This window comes from Micromonospora sp. NPDC092111, from assembly GCF_044755745.1.
In the GTDB taxonomy this organism is placed as follows: Bacteria; Actinomycetota; Actinomycetes; order Mycobacteriales; family Micromonosporaceae; genus Micromonospora.
Genome location: NZ_JBIVRQ010000023.1, coordinates 25696 through 43456, shown reverse-complemented (window position 1 = coordinate 43456; position 17761 = coordinate 25696). Strand labels below are relative to the sequence as shown.

General features: G+C 70.9%; 14 protein-coding genes and 2 tRNA genes. 8 read left to right on the top strand and 8 right to left on the bottom strand.

The annotated features are described in order from the left end of the window. Positions 1-61: 61 nt before the first annotated feature. Positions 62-1519: a DUF3375 family protein gene (locus ACIQG9_RS27925; RefSeq protein WP_400408017.1), complete on the bottom strand. Its 1458-nt coding sequence runs from the start codon at positions 1517-1519 to the stop codon at positions 62-64. A 435-nt stretch (positions 1520-1954) separates the two neighbouring features. On the opposite strand from ACIQG9_RS27925, the gene xerC reads away from it, so the two are divergent. From xerC to ACIQG9_RS27905, 4 genes are all read left to right on the top strand, one after another. Then, on the top strand, positions 1955-3541 hold the full coding sequence (gene xerC, locus ACIQG9_RS27920) for a tyrosine recombinase XerC (RefSeq protein ID WP_400408016.1): 1587 nt from the start codon (positions 1955-1957) through the stop codon (positions 3539-3541). 127 nt (positions 3542-3668) lie between these two features. Continuing rightward, positions 3669-4079, top strand: a complete 411-nt coding sequence (locus ACIQG9_RS27915; protein ID WP_400408015.1) for a hypothetical protein — start codon at positions 3669-3671, stop codon at positions 4077-4079. Between the two features lie 692 nt (positions 4080-4771). Beyond that, positions 4772-5230: a hypothetical protein gene (locus tag ACIQG9_RS27910; protein WP_400408014.1), complete on the top strand. Its 459-nt coding sequence runs from the start codon at positions 4772-4774 to the stop codon at positions 5228-5230. Between the two features lies 1 nt (position 5231). Continuing rightward, positions 5232-6335 (top strand): serine/threonine-protein kinase, encoded by a 1104-nt coding sequence (locus ACIQG9_RS27905; RefSeq protein WP_400408013.1) that lies wholly within the window; start codon positions 5232-5234, stop codon positions 6333-6335. Between the two features lie 752 nt (positions 6336-7087). Here the strand turns inward: ACIQG9_RS27905 and ACIQG9_RS27900 are convergent. Then, on the bottom strand, positions 7088-7291 hold the full coding sequence (locus ACIQG9_RS27900) for a hypothetical protein (RefSeq protein WP_238659690.1): 204 nt from the start codon (positions 7289-7291) through the stop codon (positions 7088-7090). 248 nt (positions 7292-7539) lie between these two features. Here ACIQG9_RS27900 and ACIQG9_RS27895 point away from each other — a divergent pair, with 248 nt between their 5' ends. Continuing rightward, a complete protein-coding gene (locus ACIQG9_RS27895) occupies positions 7540-8958 on the top strand; it encodes a tyrosine-type recombinase/integrase (protein ID WP_400408012.1) in 1419 nt (472 codons plus the stop codon). 101 nt (positions 8959-9059) lie between these two features. On the opposite strand, the gene ACIQG9_RS27890 is transcribed toward ACIQG9_RS27895, so the two are convergent. The 3 genes from ACIQG9_RS27890 to ACIQG9_RS27880 form a co-directional block, all read right to left on the bottom strand. Then, positions 9060-9132, bottom strand: a tRNA-Arg gene (locus ACIQG9_RS27890). Between the two features lie 36 nt (positions 9133-9168). Beyond that, a tRNA-Ser gene (locus tag ACIQG9_RS27885) sits at positions 9169-9259 on the bottom strand. Between the two features lie 591 nt (positions 9260-9850). Beyond that, positions 9851-10267 (bottom strand): hypothetical protein, encoded by a 417-nt coding sequence (locus tag ACIQG9_RS27880; RefSeq protein ID WP_400408011.1) that lies wholly within the window; start codon positions 10265-10267, stop codon positions 9851-9853. Positions 10268-10274: 7 nt separating this feature from the next. Between ACIQG9_RS27880 and ACIQG9_RS27875 the strand changes: the two genes are divergently transcribed. Beyond that, entirely contained in the window at positions 10275-11054 is a 780-nt protein-coding gene (locus ACIQG9_RS27875; protein ID WP_400408009.1) for a hypothetical protein, read from the top strand. Here the strand turns inward: ACIQG9_RS27875 and ACIQG9_RS27870 are convergent. After that, positions 11041-11814 (bottom strand): CPBP family intramembrane glutamic endopeptidase, encoded by a 774-nt coding sequence (locus tag ACIQG9_RS27870; RefSeq protein ID WP_400408007.1) that lies wholly within the window; start codon positions 11812-11814, stop codon positions 11041-11043. The two genes, ACIQG9_RS27875 and ACIQG9_RS27870, sit on opposite strands and share 14 nt — an antisense overlap. A gap of 145 nt (positions 11815-11959) precedes the next feature. Here ACIQG9_RS27870 and ACIQG9_RS27865 point away from each other — a divergent pair, with 145 nt between their 5' ends. After that, a complete protein-coding gene (locus ACIQG9_RS27865; protein ID WP_400408006.1) occupies positions 11960-13078 on the top strand; it encodes a globin domain-containing protein in 1119 nt (372 codons plus the stop codon). A gap of 138 nt (positions 13079-13216) precedes the next feature. Here ACIQG9_RS27865 and ACIQG9_RS27860 read toward each other — a convergent pair whose 3' ends face one another. Beyond that, positions 13217-14719, bottom strand: a complete 1503-nt coding sequence (locus ACIQG9_RS27860; protein ID WP_400408005.1) for a peptide deformylase — start codon at positions 14717-14719, stop codon at positions 13217-13219. Positions 14720-15036: 317 nt separating this feature from the next. Here ACIQG9_RS27860 and ACIQG9_RS27855 point away from each other — a divergent pair, with 317 nt between their 5' ends. Next, the gene (locus ACIQG9_RS27855) at positions 15037-15816 is read left to right on the top strand and encodes a hypothetical protein (RefSeq protein ID WP_400408003.1); all 780 of its coding nucleotides are present in this window, start codon (positions 15037-15039) and stop codon (positions 15814-15816) included. Positions 15817-15903: 87 nt separating this feature from the next. On the opposite strand, the gene ACIQG9_RS27850 is transcribed toward ACIQG9_RS27855, so the two are convergent. After that, on the bottom strand, positions 15904-17730 hold the full coding sequence (locus ACIQG9_RS27850; protein ID WP_400408001.1) for a hypothetical protein: 1827 nt from the start codon (positions 17728-17730) through the stop codon (positions 15904-15906). Positions 17731-17761 lie beyond the last annotated feature (31 nt).

The following is a 17761-nucleotide window of genomic DNA, read 5'->3' as shown; positions in this document are numbered from 1 at the left end:
CCGTACTCGTCCAGGTTGTCGCTGGGTGTTGAGTCGTCATCGAGGACGTCGATGCGATCGCTCACGGCATCTCCTTCGTGGGCACGGGGGCATCGAAGACGAGGTGAGGCAGCGCGGCTATCAGGGTGGTGGCCCGGTCTCCGGACAGCCGTACCGTCTCGACGAGGTTCGTATCGACCTGTCCGTGCAGGACTGCAAGATCCAGCAGGCTCACCAAGGTGCCCAAGCGCTGGAACTCTTCGGCGGTGGCGTCGAAGACCTCGGCGCCGGTCACCACTGGCCGGCCGACGAGCAACATGTTGATGGTTCGTCCCACGGCACGCGGGCTGGTTCCTGCCGCCAACCGAAGGGCAGCCCGGTCCTGCGTGGGTAGAGTCCTGCGCTGTTCAGTGACCTCGACGACGACCTCCTGCGGGCCGTGGTCGCGCCACAGCTGGGTCTGAGAGATGTCGATGACGGCGTGTGGACCCACGCCGAGCACGTCCTGCGGGACATACCGCTGCCCCCGTTCGGCCTGCACCCAAGCGGTGCCGGCGTGCAAGGCGCGATCAGCGAGGGTGAGCAGCCGCTGGTGGCGACCGTGAGCGACACGCGTGAGGAAGCGGCGCAGCGACGCAGACCAGCGTACGTAGCTGTTCTGCACGTCGAGTTCCGCGGCGAGCAGAGTCGAGAGCATGCCGTCGAGTTCTTCACGCTGCGAGGCAGTCACATGTTCGCGCGCGAATCCCTGCGCGAGGATCTGGTCAATGTCGGCGCGGAGCTGCTCGGTTTGCCGGGACGACAGCAGCCGGGAAAACCCGAGGTATGCCGTGCCCTGACTTGTCTTCGACAACAGATCGTTCTCGCGAAGGTAGTCCTCCACGAGGTCCGCCTTGCGGGGTCCCTGGACCATTGCCCGTCGCGCCACCTCCTGGTGACGGTCTTCCACCATGGTGCGCAACTGCCGAAAGTCGGCCGGCAGAGACCGCGTCATGGCAAGAATCTCGAGCAGTTGCTGCTTCATCTCCTCCACCGTCGCCAGCCGCACCCGACCGGAGGCGATGTCCTCGCGTCTCTTACGCAGCTCGGCGATCTGCTGGTCAATGCGCCGCACTTGCACGCCCCGGTCCGGGTTGGTCATGTCGGCCAGGCGTCGTACCGCGTTGGAGATGGAGCCAAGGCGGGCGCCACTGACGGTGGTCTCACCTTCGACGAGCTCGCGGACGAACCGCAGCGCTCGCAGGGAGTAGGGCGACAGGCGGTACCTCAGACGTCCGTTGAGCGTCTCCGTCTCCAGCCAGCGCTTCTCGATCCAGTCCCGGCAGTGATCGGCCGGCGTGACAGTGCCCTGCCACTCGGGGATCTTCTCGCGCGCCTCGGAAACTCGTTCGTGGAACCACTCGGCCGAAACCGACCCGTCAACCTGCTCGAGGTGCTCGGCGAACAGAGGCAGCACCCACTCTCTGGAGTACGCCTTGAGAAGCGTCAGGGTCGGATTCAAGTCCAGCGCAGCCCTGATCCGTTCGCCTGTGATCTTCATAGCCGCCAATCACGTCGCAATGCATGCCCGCACTGCTGAGTGTGCCGCACCCTACTGACAGAAATAGCGTCCGACGCGGTCGATCAAACGCCAGTAGCGGGCATCCGCGGCCCACACCGGCCGGGCCGCCACCGCAGACACCAGGGGCCATCCAGCACTGACGCTGGGAGTCCCGCGTGCTGTTCACGCAGGCCATTAGTTGCGCACCGGCCGCGATTGCCTCTCATCGGGTATCGGCAGCGAGGCGGCCACGCCCTACGGCCGCGACCCGGACTTTGCCGGAACGATCCGCCGAGCAACCTCCGGCGCCGAGCCAAGTCGTACAACAGTTCTAAGATTGGTTCGCGGTGATCGATGATCGGCTTACGCCGTCGCGCCGGTTGCCTCAACTTGGCTCTCTCGACATCGGCCAAATGGCGTGGCCCCTGACCGTCATTGGCGTCAGCCACGTTTCACCTCATTCCATTCTTACTCGACGGATGCCGAATATTTCGGGTTGAAGCCCACAGTCGCTCCCTGCGGTGCCGCGACGATGAGCCCCTGACCAGATCAGAGGGGGAGATCATGAACAGTCAGGGTGTCGTCGTGAAGCGGTGCCGGTGTGTGAACCCGGAGACGGGCCGGCGGCGCGGCGCGTCCTGTCCGCAGCTGACGCAACGCGCTCACGGCAGCTGGTACTTCCACTGCTCAACCCGCAATCTGCTCGGGCAGACCGAGCGGATCCGCCGGGGTGGCTATGCGTCGGAGGCGGCGGCGCGCACGGCGCGTGACGAGTTGCTGGCGTTGTCCCGGGAGGAGCAGGCCGGCCGGTCCTGGACGGTCACCCGCTGGTTGCGGTACTGGCTGTCAACCAAGACCCGGATCCGGCCGACGACGCGAATGCACTACAGCCACGATGTCGAGCGTTTCCTGATCCCGCACATCGGCCAGCTGATCCTCGGTGACCTGAGCTCACGGCAGCTCGCCGCGGCGTTCGCCCAGATCGCGGCCACTCGCAACCGGTCCGGGCAACTGCAGAGCCCGTGCACGTTGCAGCACATCCACACGACGCTGCGGGCGGCGCTGACCGGCGCCGTGCGCGAGGGCCTGCTCGTCACCAATCCGGCCCGTCACCTGGAGCTACCCGCGCGTCCCCGTCCACAGGCCCAGGTGTGGACCGAGTCCCGCGTCGCCGAGTGGAGGGCCACCGGGGAGGGGCCCACCGTCGCGGTGTGGACACCCACACAACTGGCCGCCTTCTTGGACTACGTCCGCGACGACGGCCTGTTCGCCCTGTGGTGGCTGATCGCCCTGCGGGGTCTGCGCCGCGGTGAGGCCGCCGGCCTGCGGTGGAGCGAGGTCGACCTGCACGCGGGCCAGTTGTCGGTGGTGCGGCAGCGCACCACTGCCGGCTACGACGTGCACGAGGGGCCACCGAAGTCCGGGACCAGCCGCCGGAGCGTGGCCTTGGACCAGCACACGGTGCGGGTGTTGCGCCAGCACCGCGAGCGGCAAGCCCAGCGGCGCGACCTGCGGGCCACAGCCGGGAAGGTGTGGCACGACAGCGGATACGTGTTCACTGGACCCGACGGGATGCCGATCCACCCGGGGTATCTCACCCAGCGGATGCGGCTGCTGGTTGACCGGGCTGGGCTGCCGCCGATCCGGCTGCACGACCTGCGCCACGGCGCGGCGACCCTGGCGCGGGAGGCCGGCGCCGACCTCAAAGCGGTGCAGGACCAACTCGGGCACGCCACCATCCAACTGACCGCGGACATCTACACCAGCGTCCTGCCCGAGTCTCAGCGCGAGGCCGCGGAAGCCACCGCGCGTCTGGTCCTTGACGCTGCCAAACCTGGCGAGGAGATCCGGCGCCAGCTCAGCCACCATCCGAAGCCACCGCAGGAACGCCCCGCGGAGGCGCGGCCAGCGGCGGCACCTGCCTGCCGCCCTCGGTGGAAGCCGTCCTCGGCCACAGGAGGCGCCAACCTTCGGTCCTCGGCAGGCCGGCGGCGGCCCGGACGGCCGGAGAAGTCCCGCTGACACGGGTCATCGGTGGAGTGCCGGGCGGCGCGGCGACAGGCGGGCATCGCCGTCACCTGCCGCCCGGAGTCCGTTGGCGGTCCTCGCGGTGAAGGGTGCCTTTGGCGGCTCGTCGTAGCATCGGCGCATGCCGACGAAGGACCAGCAGGTGAAGCATGTGGTCGAGGGAATGGCGCTAGGTGTGCTTGCGCAGGGCGTCGAAGCGGTGTCCAGCGCCAAACAGAATCTGGAGCTTGGGTTCAACCACGCTTGGCGCAGGTGGGCACCGGCGACGCGCTTTCCGAGCCTCGCTGGCCCCCGGACCGATCCAGGGAATCTGTTCTGGATCGGCATGAGCAGGTCCGAAGGGCGCCAGGGCACCCGGGCGGCGTGGCGCAGCGGGCGGTGGTGCGAGCCGTATGTCACCTACGAGGACTGGACCGTTAACGAGTGTCTTGAGCTGCACGCCGATGAACGGGCTTCGGTCCAGGACTGGCAGGACCTCGGCCGGCTCTTCGTTTCGCGGTTCGGGCCGGATGAGGTCCGCCGCGTGTCGTGACCCAGCGCGGGGCGCCTGGGTGGGGAGGCCGTTGTCCGGCCGAGGCTGTGATAGCCGGTGACAGCCGCGGGGCTTGCGTTCTCGATGTGCACGTGCGGTGAATGCCCTGCCGTGGGTCGATGGCGGTGCGTCGGGTTCAGGCCGGTCAGCCGACGTGGTCGCCGTCTGCGACGGTGACGTTCAGCGGGTCTTCTTCGTCGCCCGTGTGCGGGGCGGCGTCAGCAGGGCTCCCGGCTGCGCGCGCACGTCGACGACGGCCGGATCCGCCTGCTGACCGGTTTGGCGGTGCACGCCCTCACCCCCACCGACGGCATGCTCACCCGCACCACCACCGCATCGTCCACCCCTGCCAGCTAGGCGGGGGTCCGCACGACAGCGCCTTGGTGTGTGCTCGACGAGTGTCCTAATCGGTCAGCTCGGGTAGGCGTGCGTGCTCGGTCCACAATGTCAACTTCTAATACTGGGGCGCGTCCGGTACCTTTTTGGCGTGCCGGTCGGGGGACCTCCTACCAGGTAGCCCTGCCTTTCGACGCTCGGGCGGCACCTTGGCGACCCAAGCCCCCTGCGGTCGGGCCGCTCCACCATCCGTCCGGTACGCGCCTGCGGCCCCGATGCCGGCCGGGAAACGACACGTGCCAGACCTACCCGGTAGGCGTGGGGACGGACCGCTGTAGGTCGGGAGGGCGTGGAGCATGGTTACGCTCGGTGTCGCGTGCACGTCGTCGTACGCGTACCTCGTGGTCGCCGATGACGGGGGCATCCTGGACGGCAAACCCGAGCGGCTGGCTTTCCGAGACGGCCTCTCCGAGCCTGAGCGGTTGGTCGAGTTCGGAAAGGACGCCGCTCGCGCGCTGCGCGACGCCGGCGGGTCTGAGGTGGTAATCCTGCGAGCCGTCTCGAATCACGTGGACACGCACACCGGGTGGACGGACCGGCTGGCCATGGAGACGCTGCTGCGGTTGGAGTGCGCAAAGGCCGACATTCCGTGCCGGTACATCTCGCACCAGGCGGTCAAGGGCGTGTTCTCGTTGACTGGGCGCGGCAAGCTGGCGAAGCTTGGTGAGGGCGTAGTCACGCGCAGTGGCCGCTACTGGGGCGATGGCCGCAATCTGGCCGCGCTCGCTGCCGCCGCGGTGAGGGCGGGGGCCTGAGGTGCTTCACGGCGATCGGCTCGATCAGCCGTCGTACTCGTTCCTCCGGACTCTGCCCGGGGGTGCAGTCGGCGAAGTCCGGCTCGTCTGGCACGAGCCGCTGCAGCGGATGCTGGTGCAGAAGACCATCGACCTTCTCGGCCTCGAGGACGCCGTCGCCTATCAGGAGCCGAGACTGCTCGACCGGGTTCAGCACGATCATGTCGTCAGGATCCGCGACGCCCAGCCGGACCCAGAGATCAACTTTGGGTTGACGCTCGTCATGGACTACCAGCCCGGCGGGAGTGTCCACGACGCGCTGAAGGAGGGCCACCGCTTCGGGGTTCGTCGGGCGCTGCTGCTCGCGGGACAGGTCTTGGACGCGCTCGATCACCTCCACATCCAGCACAGGTTCCTGCACCGCGACGTCAAGCCGGGCAACATCCTGCTCGATCAGGACCGCAAGACGGCGTACCTCAGCGACCTTGGGTCCGCCGCTCCTCTGTCGGACGGTGATCCGACCTGCAGCGCGCACGGCGGGACCTTGCTTTACCGGCCGCCGGAGTACGCGTCTGGGGTACTGGACGCGCGGTCGGACGTCTACAGCCTTGGCGTGACACTGCTCGAGATGCTGCGAGGACCGTTCCCCTACGATCGGATGGACCCCCTCCAGATGGAGGAGGCATTGGGGCGCAACCGGCGGGCGTTCCCGGACGGCCTCGCCGAGTTTCCTCCGCACGTCAATCCGCAGGTGCGTAGGGCAGTCCGGTCGATGGCCGCGCAGGCGCCGTCATCGAGGCCCGCATCCGCCATTGACGCGCTTCGCCGGCTACAGGAGTGCAAGACGATCGACTGGCGGCTGTGCGGGCCCCGCGACGGCGGGCCCCGCGAGTGGGAGGGTTCGGGGCTGCCAGGCCGCGATGGAAGAGCCCGTTCCTACCGCGTCGAGGCTGTGCCGCTGGGCGCCGGGCGACATCGTGGCCGGATGCGCGTGAACGTTTTCTACCGCAACCGAGATGGCGCAGCCTGGCGACGACTCGAACCCGAAGCTGTGGTGGATCCCGATGACCGAGATGCCCTGGACCGGGCCTTTTCGACAGCGCACAGCGACGCTTTCCAGCGTTGAGCAGCCCAAAACAGTAGGTCTGGATTAGCCAGACAGGTGCGAAGGCCACCATGCCTGGCAGCCATCGCGGCCTCGGCGGTCAGCTCCCACCCCGCCGACGCCCCGGACCCGACCGGCACGACCAAGCCTTCAACCCGGAGCGAGCGCAGCGCCTGATCCGCCCCAACGACGCGGACGCCGACGTGCGGGTCCGGCCGGGTCAGCGCCCCGTTCAGCGGATCGGCTAACCCTGCCGCCAAGGCCCTTTCGCGCAGCTCAAGCAAGGCACGGTGCAGCGGCCATGCAGGATCGACCGGCGCACGCGTCACCGGGCCGCTGGCAAGCAACGCGCACACGACGTCGGCAAGGGGCAGCCTCATACGCTGAGGTTCGGAGGTAGATACGAGCCGTAGCTGAACCATGCCGCCTCCCCCGTTGCATCGTGCTACCGCTACGGCACCAGCATGCAGCACCGGACCCATGGTCACCAGATACCCGAAGCGGCTCACCGGCCGCTATGAGCATCGGACGGTGGGCGGTGGCATCGGGCACAACCTGCCGCAGAGGCGCCGCAGCAAGTCCCCGACGCGGTGCTCCAGGTCAGCGCGTGGGGCGAGGTACCCGTCCCGACCAATAGTCACAGTTCATCACCGGCATCGAGCAAGAAACCGATTCGGGACGACCTACGAAGTTGCCGGGCGGCCAAGCGTTGCTTGGTTGTCGGCTCCGGACGACCCCAGCCCTCGCCAGGGATCGCCCGGATACCGGGGGCGTCACGCGTCGCGGCCGGACAGGAACCGGATCGCGGTGAGGACGAGGGCGCAGCAGCCGCCGAACGCGACCCCACCCGACAGCAAAGCCTGGCCGATGCTCGGCTCGATGGCCCAGGAGATCCAACTGGTAATCGTCGCGGTCAAGCCGCCCGACAAGACGGCGATGACCAGGCACAACAGCCGGATCAGGGAACCACTCTCCATGCTTCCACCCTTCGCTAAACAGACCCCTCCCCAATGGGGGTGTCTGAAGACGCGTGGGAGCGATGGATTTGTTCGTCGTCCGTCCATAATGGCTGTCTTTGGAGACGGCCGCAAGTACTGGTGATCGGGGTCGCCGCCAGCTCCGCACCGCGCGACGGACTGGCTGTCCGTCTACCCCCCACACCATCACGAAGAATGTGACTAGTCCTCACAAATACCTCCTTAGCGCACAAGAAAAAGGGAGACTCGTGGCTGGTTCGGGAACTATCTACAAGCGGTGTGGCTGCCGGCACAATGAAACGAAGAAGCGGCTCGAAGCCAACTGCGCGCGCCTGCCGGAACGCGGCCATGGCACTTGGTACTTCGCCTGCTCCGCGACCGACGCGTTCGGCAGGCCGGCACGTGCCCGCCGAGGCGGCTTCCGGTCCAAGGCCGCCGCCACCCAAGCGCGCAACGAGTGGCTGACCCAGACCGGCGAGGAACGCACCGCGCAGGGATGGACCCTGGAGCGGTGGCTGCGGTATTGGCTGTCCACCCGCACGAAGATCAAGGACACCACCAGGGCCCAGTACGCCCGGGACGTCGAACAATTCCTCATCCCGCACATGGGCAGGATCACCCTGGCTGACCTCAACATCCGCCGAATCCGCGGCGGCTTCGACGACATCGCACAGACCACCAACGGACGCGGTCAGCCACAGTCGCCCTCATGCCTGCAGCATCTGCGGACCACTCTTCGCGCGGCACTTAACCTCGCTGTCCGGGAGGGCCTCCTCGACGCCAACCCGATTCGTCACCTCGAACTCCCGTCCTACCGCAAGCCACACGCCCAGGTGTGGACACCCGCACGCGTCGCGGAATGGCGGGCAACCGGTCAACGGCCAGCGGTCGCCGTCTGGACCGCGCCTCATCTCGCCGCGTTCCTCGACGCGGTGACCACCGACCGGCTCTTCGCGCTGTGGTGGCTCATCGCCCTACGCGGCCTACGTCGCGGCGAGGCATGCGGCCTGCGCTGGTCGGACATCGACCTCGACCACGGCGTTCTGTTCATCTTCCGCAGCCGCACCGTCGTCGGCTACCAGGTCATCGAAGGAGAACCCAAAACGACTGCCAGCACGCGCGCCGTCGCTCTCGACAAACACACCGTGGCCGTGCTCCGCGAGCACCTTCGCCGCCAGCGTCAGCAACAGGCCGCCCGGGAGGCGGCAGGCAGAGCCTGTTACGACAGCGGCTACGTGTTCATCCGCCCAGACGGTCGGCCCCTGCACCCCGAATACGCCACACGGCACTTCAGTCGACTCGTCAAGCGAGCCGACATCCCGCCGATCCGTCTCCACGACCTCCGCCACGGCGCCGCGTCCCTCGCCCACGAAGCCGGTGCCGACCTCAAAACCGTGCAAGATCAGCTCGGCCACGCAAGCATCGTCACCACCGCTGACACCTACACCAGCGTCCTGCCATATGCCCAGCGTAGGAGCGCCGAAGCCACTGCCCGACTGGTTCTCGCCGCAGCCCGCCGCACCCGCGAAAAGATCAGGAAGACGGGCCAGAGCAACCGCCCCACACCCCGCCCAAAAAACAAGAGCACTACCCGTCAAGCACTAGTGACCTCACCACGAAAGAGCAGGTCAACGCACATGCGGCCCAAGCATGGTTACGGAAAGTGACGGCGCCCACATGACACCCACGCGACACCCACTGACCAACCGGGACGATCAACAAAAAACGCCTGACCGCGTTTCCGCAGGCCAGACGTCTGATGATCTTGTGCGCCCGAAGGGACTCGAACCCCTAACCTTCTGATCCGTAGTCAGATGCTCTATCCATTGAGCTACGGGCGCTCGGTGCTCGACCAGTCTACACAACCGGTTTTCGCGCGGAGACTCCGGGATTCGAACCCGGGAGGGGCTTTAAGACCCCAACCGCATTAGCAGTGCGGCGCCATAGACCAGACTAGGCGAAGTCTCCTCCGGTGACCCTGCGGACCACCGCGGACGAGGATACAGGTCCGCCCCCACCCGGAGCAAAGCGACTACCGCGGGCGGGTGCCGCCGGTCCGGGCGCCGACGTGTTTTCACCGTGTGCGAGGTCACGTTCGGGACTACGCTCCATCGACATGCAGGAGCAGCAGCCGCCGAGCGACCCGCCCCGTCGCGCACCCCGTGACCAGGCGCGCAACCGCTCCCCGAAGGCCACCTTCACGCCACCGCCCACGCCGCCCAGGTCGACCCCGGTGGCCGGGGAGGAGCAGCCGACGCCGAAGCGGGCGCGTCCGGCCAAGGCCGCTCCCGCGGTGCTCTTCCGGCCACCCGATGCCGAGCCTGCGCTGCCCCGGCAGCCGGACGCCGGCCGGCCCCGGCAGGCACCCGGCCCGGCCGCCGCACCCGAGGCGGACCCGACGCCGACCGTGCCGCCGGACCGGAAACCGGACACGCCGGCACGGTCGGGCCAGGAAACCCCCGTCGGGTCGGCGGAGTCGGCGCGGGAGCCGGAACCCGGACCGGATCCGACCTCCTCGGGGAAGCCGGAGCAGCGGCGCGGCACCCGCGTCCGCCGAGGTCAGGAACACTCCGCCACACCGGAGACCCCGGCGGTTGGCGACCAGCCGCCGACGGAAACCGGCAGCCCGAGCGGTACGGGGGCCGCGGCGGACCCGGCGGCCGGGGGTCCCACCCGGCAGCACACCACCAGGGCCCGGCGGACGCCCAGGGCGGAGCCGGTGAGCGCCGGTGAGGTGCCCGCCGAGACCGGTACGTCGCCGAGGCGGCGGGGTGCGGCGGCGCGGAAGACCGCCCCGACGCCGGAGGTCGACCGCGACGCCGCGGCGGCCGAGGAGGCTGGCCTGTCCTCCGCGCCCCGGGAGTCGACGCCGCCCCGGAAGTCGACACCACCCCGGGAGTCGACACCACCCGGGGAGTCGACGCCGCCCCGAAGGACGACGCCGCCGAGGAAGGCGGCAGCACGGAAGTCGACCACGTCCGCCGTGGTACCGGCGGCCAGGAGTCGCCCGCCGACGCCGCCGTCCGGCGACACCGACCCCACCGGCGGGCCCGGCCCGGTTGCCGGCGCCGGGACCAGCACCGACCCGGGCCCGACCGCCGGCACCGGGGAGCCGACCGTCGAGGCCGGGGAGTTGGACCTGGCGGGCCTGCGGGACCGGTTGCTGGCCCACCCGGGCTACGCACCCGAACTGCTGGCCCTGGCGGCCGTGGCGGGGATCGGGCCGCAGGCCCGGGACTGGGCGCGTGGGTTGCGGGTGACGTACCCGGATGCCGGTCCGGACGGGCTGGCCCGGCTCGCCGCCCGGCGGTTCGTCCGGGCGGCCGGTGCGGGCGGGGCCGCGGCGGCGGTGGCCGGACTCTTCGCGCCGGTGGCCGAGCTGGTGACGGTGCTCTGGACGCAGGCCGGGCTGGTGCTGCATGTCGCGGCGGCGTACGACCGGGACCCGGTGCACCCGGACCGGGCGGTGGAGTTGCTGGTGCTGACCCGGGTGCACCCGGACGCCGACAGCGCGCGTACCGCTCTGGACGCGGCCCGGGTGGCGGACGGGCCGGGCGACGGACCGTGGCCACGCGCGGTGGAGGCGGCCTGGCGGCTGGGCGCGCCGCTGGCCGCGCAGGCCGGCGGGTGGGCGGCGTTGCGACTGGCCGCCCGGCTGTTGCCGGGGGCGGCGGTGCTCGCCACGGCGGCCGGTGACGCGGCGGCCGTCGAACGGCTCGCCGCCCGGGCGGTGGCCGCCTACCGTCCGGTCAGAGCCAGGTGAACCATGCCCTCGGCAGCAGCGAGTAGCCGACGAAGGCGACCACGTCGAGCAGGGTGTGCGCCACGATCAGCGGTAGCACCCGCCGGGTGCGCAGGTAGCAGAGGCTGAACACGACACCCATCACGGCGTTGCCGAGGAACGCGCCGAAGCCCTGGTAGAGGTGGTACGAGCCGCGCAGCAGCGCGCTGGCCGCGATGATCGCGCCGAGCCGCCAGTGGAGCTGGCGCAGCCGGGTGACCAGGTAGCCGACCACGATCACCTCCTCCAGCACGGCGTTCTGCACGGCGGCAAGGATCAGCACCGGCACCGCCCACCAGAGGTGCGGCAGGCCGGCGGGGACCAGCGTGGCGTTGACGCCGAGCTGCGCCGCCGCCCAGAACAGGGCCAGGCCGGGCAGGCCGATCAGCGCGGCCAGCCCGGCGCCCCGGGCCAGGTCCGACCCGGGGCGGCGCAGGTCCACTCCGAGGGTCCGCGCCGGGTCGCCGGGGTCGCGCGCCAGCAGGTGTACGGCGAGCAGCACCGGCAGCAGCGCGAAGGCGATGCCGAGTAGCTGGTACGTCAGGTCCAGCCAGGGCCGGGCCGACTGCGAGGTGTTGAGTGAGGCGGTCTGCTTCGACAGTGGCCCCTCGGCGGTCAGCTTCGCGGTCAGCGACACCACGGCGTAGACGGCCGACTGCCCGAGCGAGAGGCCCAGCACCAGCAGGGTCTCGGTGCCGAGGACCCGGCGGGCCACCGGGCGGGTGAGCTGCTCAACGGTCACCGCACCACTCTGCCCGACCGGGAGGGTCGACGGCACCGGCCGGACGACCCGGGTGAGCCGGTCGCACATTCTGTGCGACCGGTGGGCACGCTCCGTGGACATTCTATCCGGGCCCGATCCGCCGTCAGGAGGAGGAGCACCCCCCGTGGACGACTTCGCACGGCTGTTGAAGGAGAGCTGGACCCTGGTCGAGGAGAACCGGGACCGGTTGGGCGGTCACTTCTACGCTCGGCTGTTCCTCCTCGACCCCGAGCTGCGCAGGCTCTTCCCGGTGGAGATGACCGGGCAGGGCGACCGGATCCTGGACGCCATCGTCACCGCCACCCAGGTGGTCGACGACCCGGAGAGCTTCGAGGAGTACCTGCGCGCGCTGGGCCGGGACCACCGCAAGTACCACGTCGACGCGGCGCACTACGCGACGATGGGGGTCGCGCTGCTGGACGCGCTGCGCAGCACCGCCGGCGACGGCTGGAACCTGGAGTACGACCAGGCCTGGCGGGACGCGTACGCGGCGATCGCGGAGAAGATGCTGGCCGGGGCGGAGGCGGACGGGAACCCGCCGTACTGGCACGCCGAGGTGCTGACCCACGAGCGGCACGGCCGGGACACCGCCGTGTTGACGGTGCGCGCGCTCCAGTACCCGCTGACCTGGAAGGCCGGACAGTACGTCAGCGTCGAGTCGCCCCGGCACCTGCCCCGGGTGTGGCGGACGTACTCGGTGGCGAACGCCCCGAACGACGACAACGTGCTGGAGTTCCACGTCCGTACGCCGGCCGGCGCGGGCTGGGTCTCCGGTGCGCTGGTCCGCCGGACCAAGCCGGGCGACCTGCTCCGGGTGGCCGCGCCGATGGGTTCGATGACGGTGGACCGGAAGTCGGAGCGGGACATCCTCTGCGTGGCCGGCGGGGTGGGCCTGGCCCCGGTGAAGGCGCTGGTGGAGGAGCTGGCCGGCTGGAACCGGACCCGCTGGGTGCACGTCTTCTACGGCGCTCGGCACGCCGACGACCTGTACGGCCTGGCCGGGCTGGCGGAGTTGGTCGCCGCGCACCCCTGGCTGTCGGTGACCCCGTCGTGCAGCGACGACCCGGACTTCGACGGCGAGCAGGGGGACGTCTCCGAGGTGATCGCCCGGTACGGCCCGTGGACGACGCACGACTGCTACGTCTCCGGTTCCGCGCCGATGGTCCGGGCCACCCTGCGGGCGCTCGCCGAGGACGAGGTCCCGCCGCAGCACATCCGGTACGACACCTTCGGCAACCTGTAGAGCTTTCCTCCCCCCGAACCGGGTCGCGTGCCCCCGCCCCCTGGGGCACGCGACCCGGTCCCCCTTGCGGGGCCGGCGCGTTGTTCCGCGACGCCGACCAGGCCACCGCGAACGACTCCGCCGCCGGGTGCCGACGGGTCAGCCGCCGTTGTCGCGGTACTCCTCGACGGGGACCAGCGGCACGCCGGGCGCCATCCGGTCGGTCCACGCCCGCCCCTGAAGGTGGTCGACCTCGTGGGCGACCAGCCGGGCCATCCCGTACGCGAACGAGGTGATGATCCGGCTGCCGTCCCAGCGGGCGTGTTCCACGTCGACGCGGAGCGGTCGGGGCACCAGGCCACGGTGTTCGGCGGCGGAGAGGCAGCCCTCGTACTGCTCGACGGTCTCCGGGCTCTCGTCGACCACCCGGGGATTGACCAGGACGACCGGCGGGGCGGCCCGGTCGGCGGGGCGGACCACGGCCACTGCGGCGTCCAGCCCGAGCTGCGGCGCGGCGAGGCCCATCCCGCCGCTGAACGGGTGCAGCTCGTCGGCGCGGGTCAGCAGGTCGGTGAGCCGGTCGACCACCTCCCTGGCGGCGGTGGACTCCCGGGGCAGTTCGAAGGGGCGGGCCGGCCGGCCGGGCGGCGTGGCGGCCGGGGGCAGCACGCCGAGGGCGCGCAGCCGGTCGGCGGGGCCGGTCTCGGTCGCCGGGCCGGTCTCCGCCGGTTCCTGCCGGAACCGCCACTGGAGGCGGTAGCGGGTGTTGAGCGGCGGATCGTCGGTGGACCAGTCGAAGACCGCCCGGTCGCCGCGGTCGTGCCGGCGTACCGGGGTGCGCAGCGGCCCCTCGTCGGCGGAGAGCGAGGTCTCCACGCCCCAGACCCGGGGGTCCAGCGCCGCCGGGAGGTCCAGCCGTACGGCCAGGTGCCGGGTGGGCAGGCGGACGGCGCGCTGGAACCAGGGGCCCCACTTGTCCCGGCCGACCCGGTAGGCGTACTCCACCTCGGCCCGTTCGCCGGGGTGCAGCGGGAACGGCCCGTCGGCGTTCTCGAAGAGCAGCCAGATCTCCTTGTACGCGTCCCGGTCGTGGCGGACCCGCCAGTGCATCGGCTCCCGGGCCCCGCCGTCGTGGTGGACGGCCCGGAAGCGCAGCTCGGCGAAGGTGAGCGGGTGTGCCCGGTGGTGCCGGTTGGAGCGTCCCGGGTCGTCGGGCCAACGGTCGACGGCGACCCGGACCAGGTAGCGGGTGACCGGTTCGCTGCCCGCGTTGTGGAGCTGGCGGCGGATCAGGCAGCGGTAGGTGCCGTCGACCAGGGTGAGGGCGGCGGTCTCCCGTTCGACGACCAGGCCGGTGCCCGGGGGGAGCCACTGGCCGGGTGGGGCCGGTTCGCGCTGGCCGGGGGCGGCCCGGGCGTGGCGGAGCTGGTCGTACTCGCGGAACCGCTGCCAGATCGCGCCGCTGGCGTCGAGGACGGCCTCGGCGCGGCGGGCGAAGTCCTCGGTGGGCCGGTGCCGGCGCCCCTCGACGTGGCTGACGTACGACGGGTCGAAGCCCATCAGGGTGGCGAGCTGTTTCTTGGAGAGCCCTCGTCCCGTCCGGTGCCGGGCGAGTTCCGCCGCGAACGACTCGGCGGCCCGCTCCAGGGGAGAGGTCGTCATCAGCTTCCTCACGCAGCCGGGACGACAAGTCTTCACGTTTTCCCGACCCGCCCGTACTGAACTGGCACGTTGCCGACATATGCCTTGACACTGCGCCGGGTTTTCCTCCCGGCCCGCCGGGTAGTACGCGGTGCCCGGGCCGGTTCGCCGCCAACGACGTCGGCGGAGTGACCCGGGCCTCCCGATCCGACTTTGGTGAGGCTTCCCTCAGGTCACCCGGCATGGTTAGGCTAGCCTTAGCTCAACGGACGACGCCTCGCGGCATGCGGAGCGGGCCGAGCAGGTCGCAGGAGGGGACGGGCCAGGTGACAGCGGTGATGCCGGCGCAGGACCTCGCCAGCCCGCTCGCCCCGGTGACCGGCACCCTGCGGGCCATGTTCGGCACCGACGTGCTGCCCGGCCTCGCCCCCGGCCTGGTGGTGACCGACGAGGCCGGCTGGAGCCCCGCGACCACGCTGCTCGACGGCACCCGGCTGCCGGACCTCCTGCGCGCCGCCGCCCGGCGCTGGGGCGGCACCCCGCATGCCTGCGCCGCGCTGGCCTGGAAGTCCTACAGCTACTGGGCCGCCCTGCCGGTGGTGCTCGGCTGGGCCTCGGCCCGCCGGGTGCCGCTGCTCGACCCGGCCGACCTGCTGATCCACTTCGAGGACCAGCGGCAGTTGCTCACCATGGGACTACGTCGCTCGACCACCGTCGCGGTGCTGCCCGGTGACCCGCTGGCCCTGGCCGGTCGGCCCGAGGTCCGGGTGGTCGCCGACGAGGCGGAGCTGCTCCGGGTGCTGCGCACCTCGCTGCTCGATGCCCACCTCGCCCCGCTGATCACCGCGATCCAGGCCGAGGTGCGAGTGGGCACCCGTACCCTGCTCGGCTCGGTCGCCTCCGGCATCGCGCACGGCATCCTGCGCGCGGCGGACGTCCTGCCGGGTTCCTCGGTGCGCACCATCGGCACCCTGCTCGACACGCTCGACGTGGCGGACCTGGTCGAGCTGGTGCCCGGTCGCAACGGCGAGCCGACCGTGCAGCGGCGCACCTGCTGCCTGGCGTTCACCCTGCCCAGCCCGAAGGTCTGCCAGGGCTGCTGCGTCCGCCCGGCCTGACCCCCGGTCCTCGCGGTCGGTCCGCGCCGCCGCGTCCCGCCCGCCGGCCGGGCCGGCCACCTCGGCGCAGGACTCCGCGCTCACCGGTCAGCCGGTGAGCGGCCGGACGTCCCAGAGCCACACCCCGCCGGTCCGGGTGGGGCTGATCCCGGTCAGCGCGGTCATCGCCTGCCGCAGCGCGTCGGCGTGGCGGTGTGGGCCGAGGATCACCACGCCGGCCCGCCAGTAGCGCAGATCGTCCACGGCGGCGGCCCGGTCGGCGGCGGTGACCGGTGGGATCTCCCCGGTCCGTGCCACCCCGCCGAAGAAGTTGCTGGTCCGCCGGAACGGGGCGGTGAACAGCGCGGCGTCCGGCTCGGGCGACCCGGGCCGGGTGTCCGGTGCGAGGAAGTAGCCCCGGGCCAGCGGCATCTCCAGCCGGGTACGGGCCGACCAGCGCAGCGGGTCGGGGTAGGTGTTGTCGGGCAGCGGCAGGGTCACCACGCTGCGTCTGCCCGCCGTGTACGGACGCCAGTCGCCGGAGGTGACGAAGACCGGAACCGGGTCGAGGCGGGTGGCCGGCAACGGGGTCGGCAGCAGCGGCAGCAGCGCCATCAGCAGGACGGTCACCGTGCCGAAGCGGATCTGCCGGCGGGCCGACGGATGGCGGTGGGCGAGTTCCCGGGCCCGGTGCGCGCCGAGGGCCAGCAGCACCCCGACGATCGGGGTGATCGCCAGCGACCAGCGGGTGGGCACCACGGAGTGCAGCAGGGGCAGGTCCTCCAGCAGCGCCCAGGGGGCGGGGACACCGGTGTCCCGCCCGTACAACTGGACCTCCCGGCCCAGCGACAGGACGGCGAAGAGCACGGCGACGCCGGCCAGTCCGAGCACCAGGGCGCTGCGCCGCAGCCACCAGACCAGGGCGACCGTGAGGACGGCCAGCGGCCATCCGAAGAAGGCGTTCTCCTCGGTGGGGTTGCGGGCCAGCGGCCCGGCGGAACGGGCGTCCCCGGCCAGCGACTCCCGGGACCAGCCGACGAAGGCGGCCAGGTCGGTGCGGTAGCCCCGGATCAACCGGGACAGCCCGTGGTACGAGCCGGGTCCGAAGAGCTGCACGTAGAGCGGGTAGGCCAGCAGCACGACGGAGAGCACGGCGGCGACGCCGAGTCCGGCGAGGAACGGCCGGGTGCCCCGGCGCAGGTGCGGGCGGCCGAGGGCGAGCGCGCCGACCACCACGGCGAGCCCGATGGCGGTCATCAGCAGGATTTCCAGGTTGAGGAACGCCTGCCAGACGATCAGCAGGCCGAGCAGGACCCCGTTGCGCAGCCACCGGCCCGGCTCGACCAGCCGCAGGGTGCGCCAGGCGATGAGCGGTACGACGAACTGGGAGACGATGTTCGGGTGGGCGTTGGCGTGCGACACCATCGCCGGCGCGAACGCGCAGAACGTCGCGCCCAGCCAGGCCGGCCCCCGGGACCGGGTGACCACCCGGGACAGGAAGAAGTACCAGGCGGTGCCGGTGGCCGCCATTCCGGCGGTGAGAAAGACGAGGAATGACCAGTGCGGACCGAAGAGGACGGTGACCGGCGTCATTGGTATTGAAATGGATAATACGGACGTGTTGGCCATCAGGTTCACGCCGTCGGGCACGTTCATCCGGTCCGAGCTGAATGGATAAACCCATTCCGTGACCACCCGAGCGCCGTGCGCCATCATCCACTCGAACTGCGCCTGGTCCGTCCGGTTGTCCCGCACCCCGACGCCGGGACCGCGCCAGAACCGGGCGGTCACCCAGAAGGCCAGCAGGACGAAGCTGAGCACGGCGGCGACGTCCCACCGCCACCCCTCCCGCCAGCGGACGCCACGGCCCGCCGCCACCTCGGCGTCCCCGACGCCGGATCGGCCGACCCCGGGGTCCGATTCGGGAGTAGTCATAACAATTCCCAGCGTAGTTGCCCTATGGAGG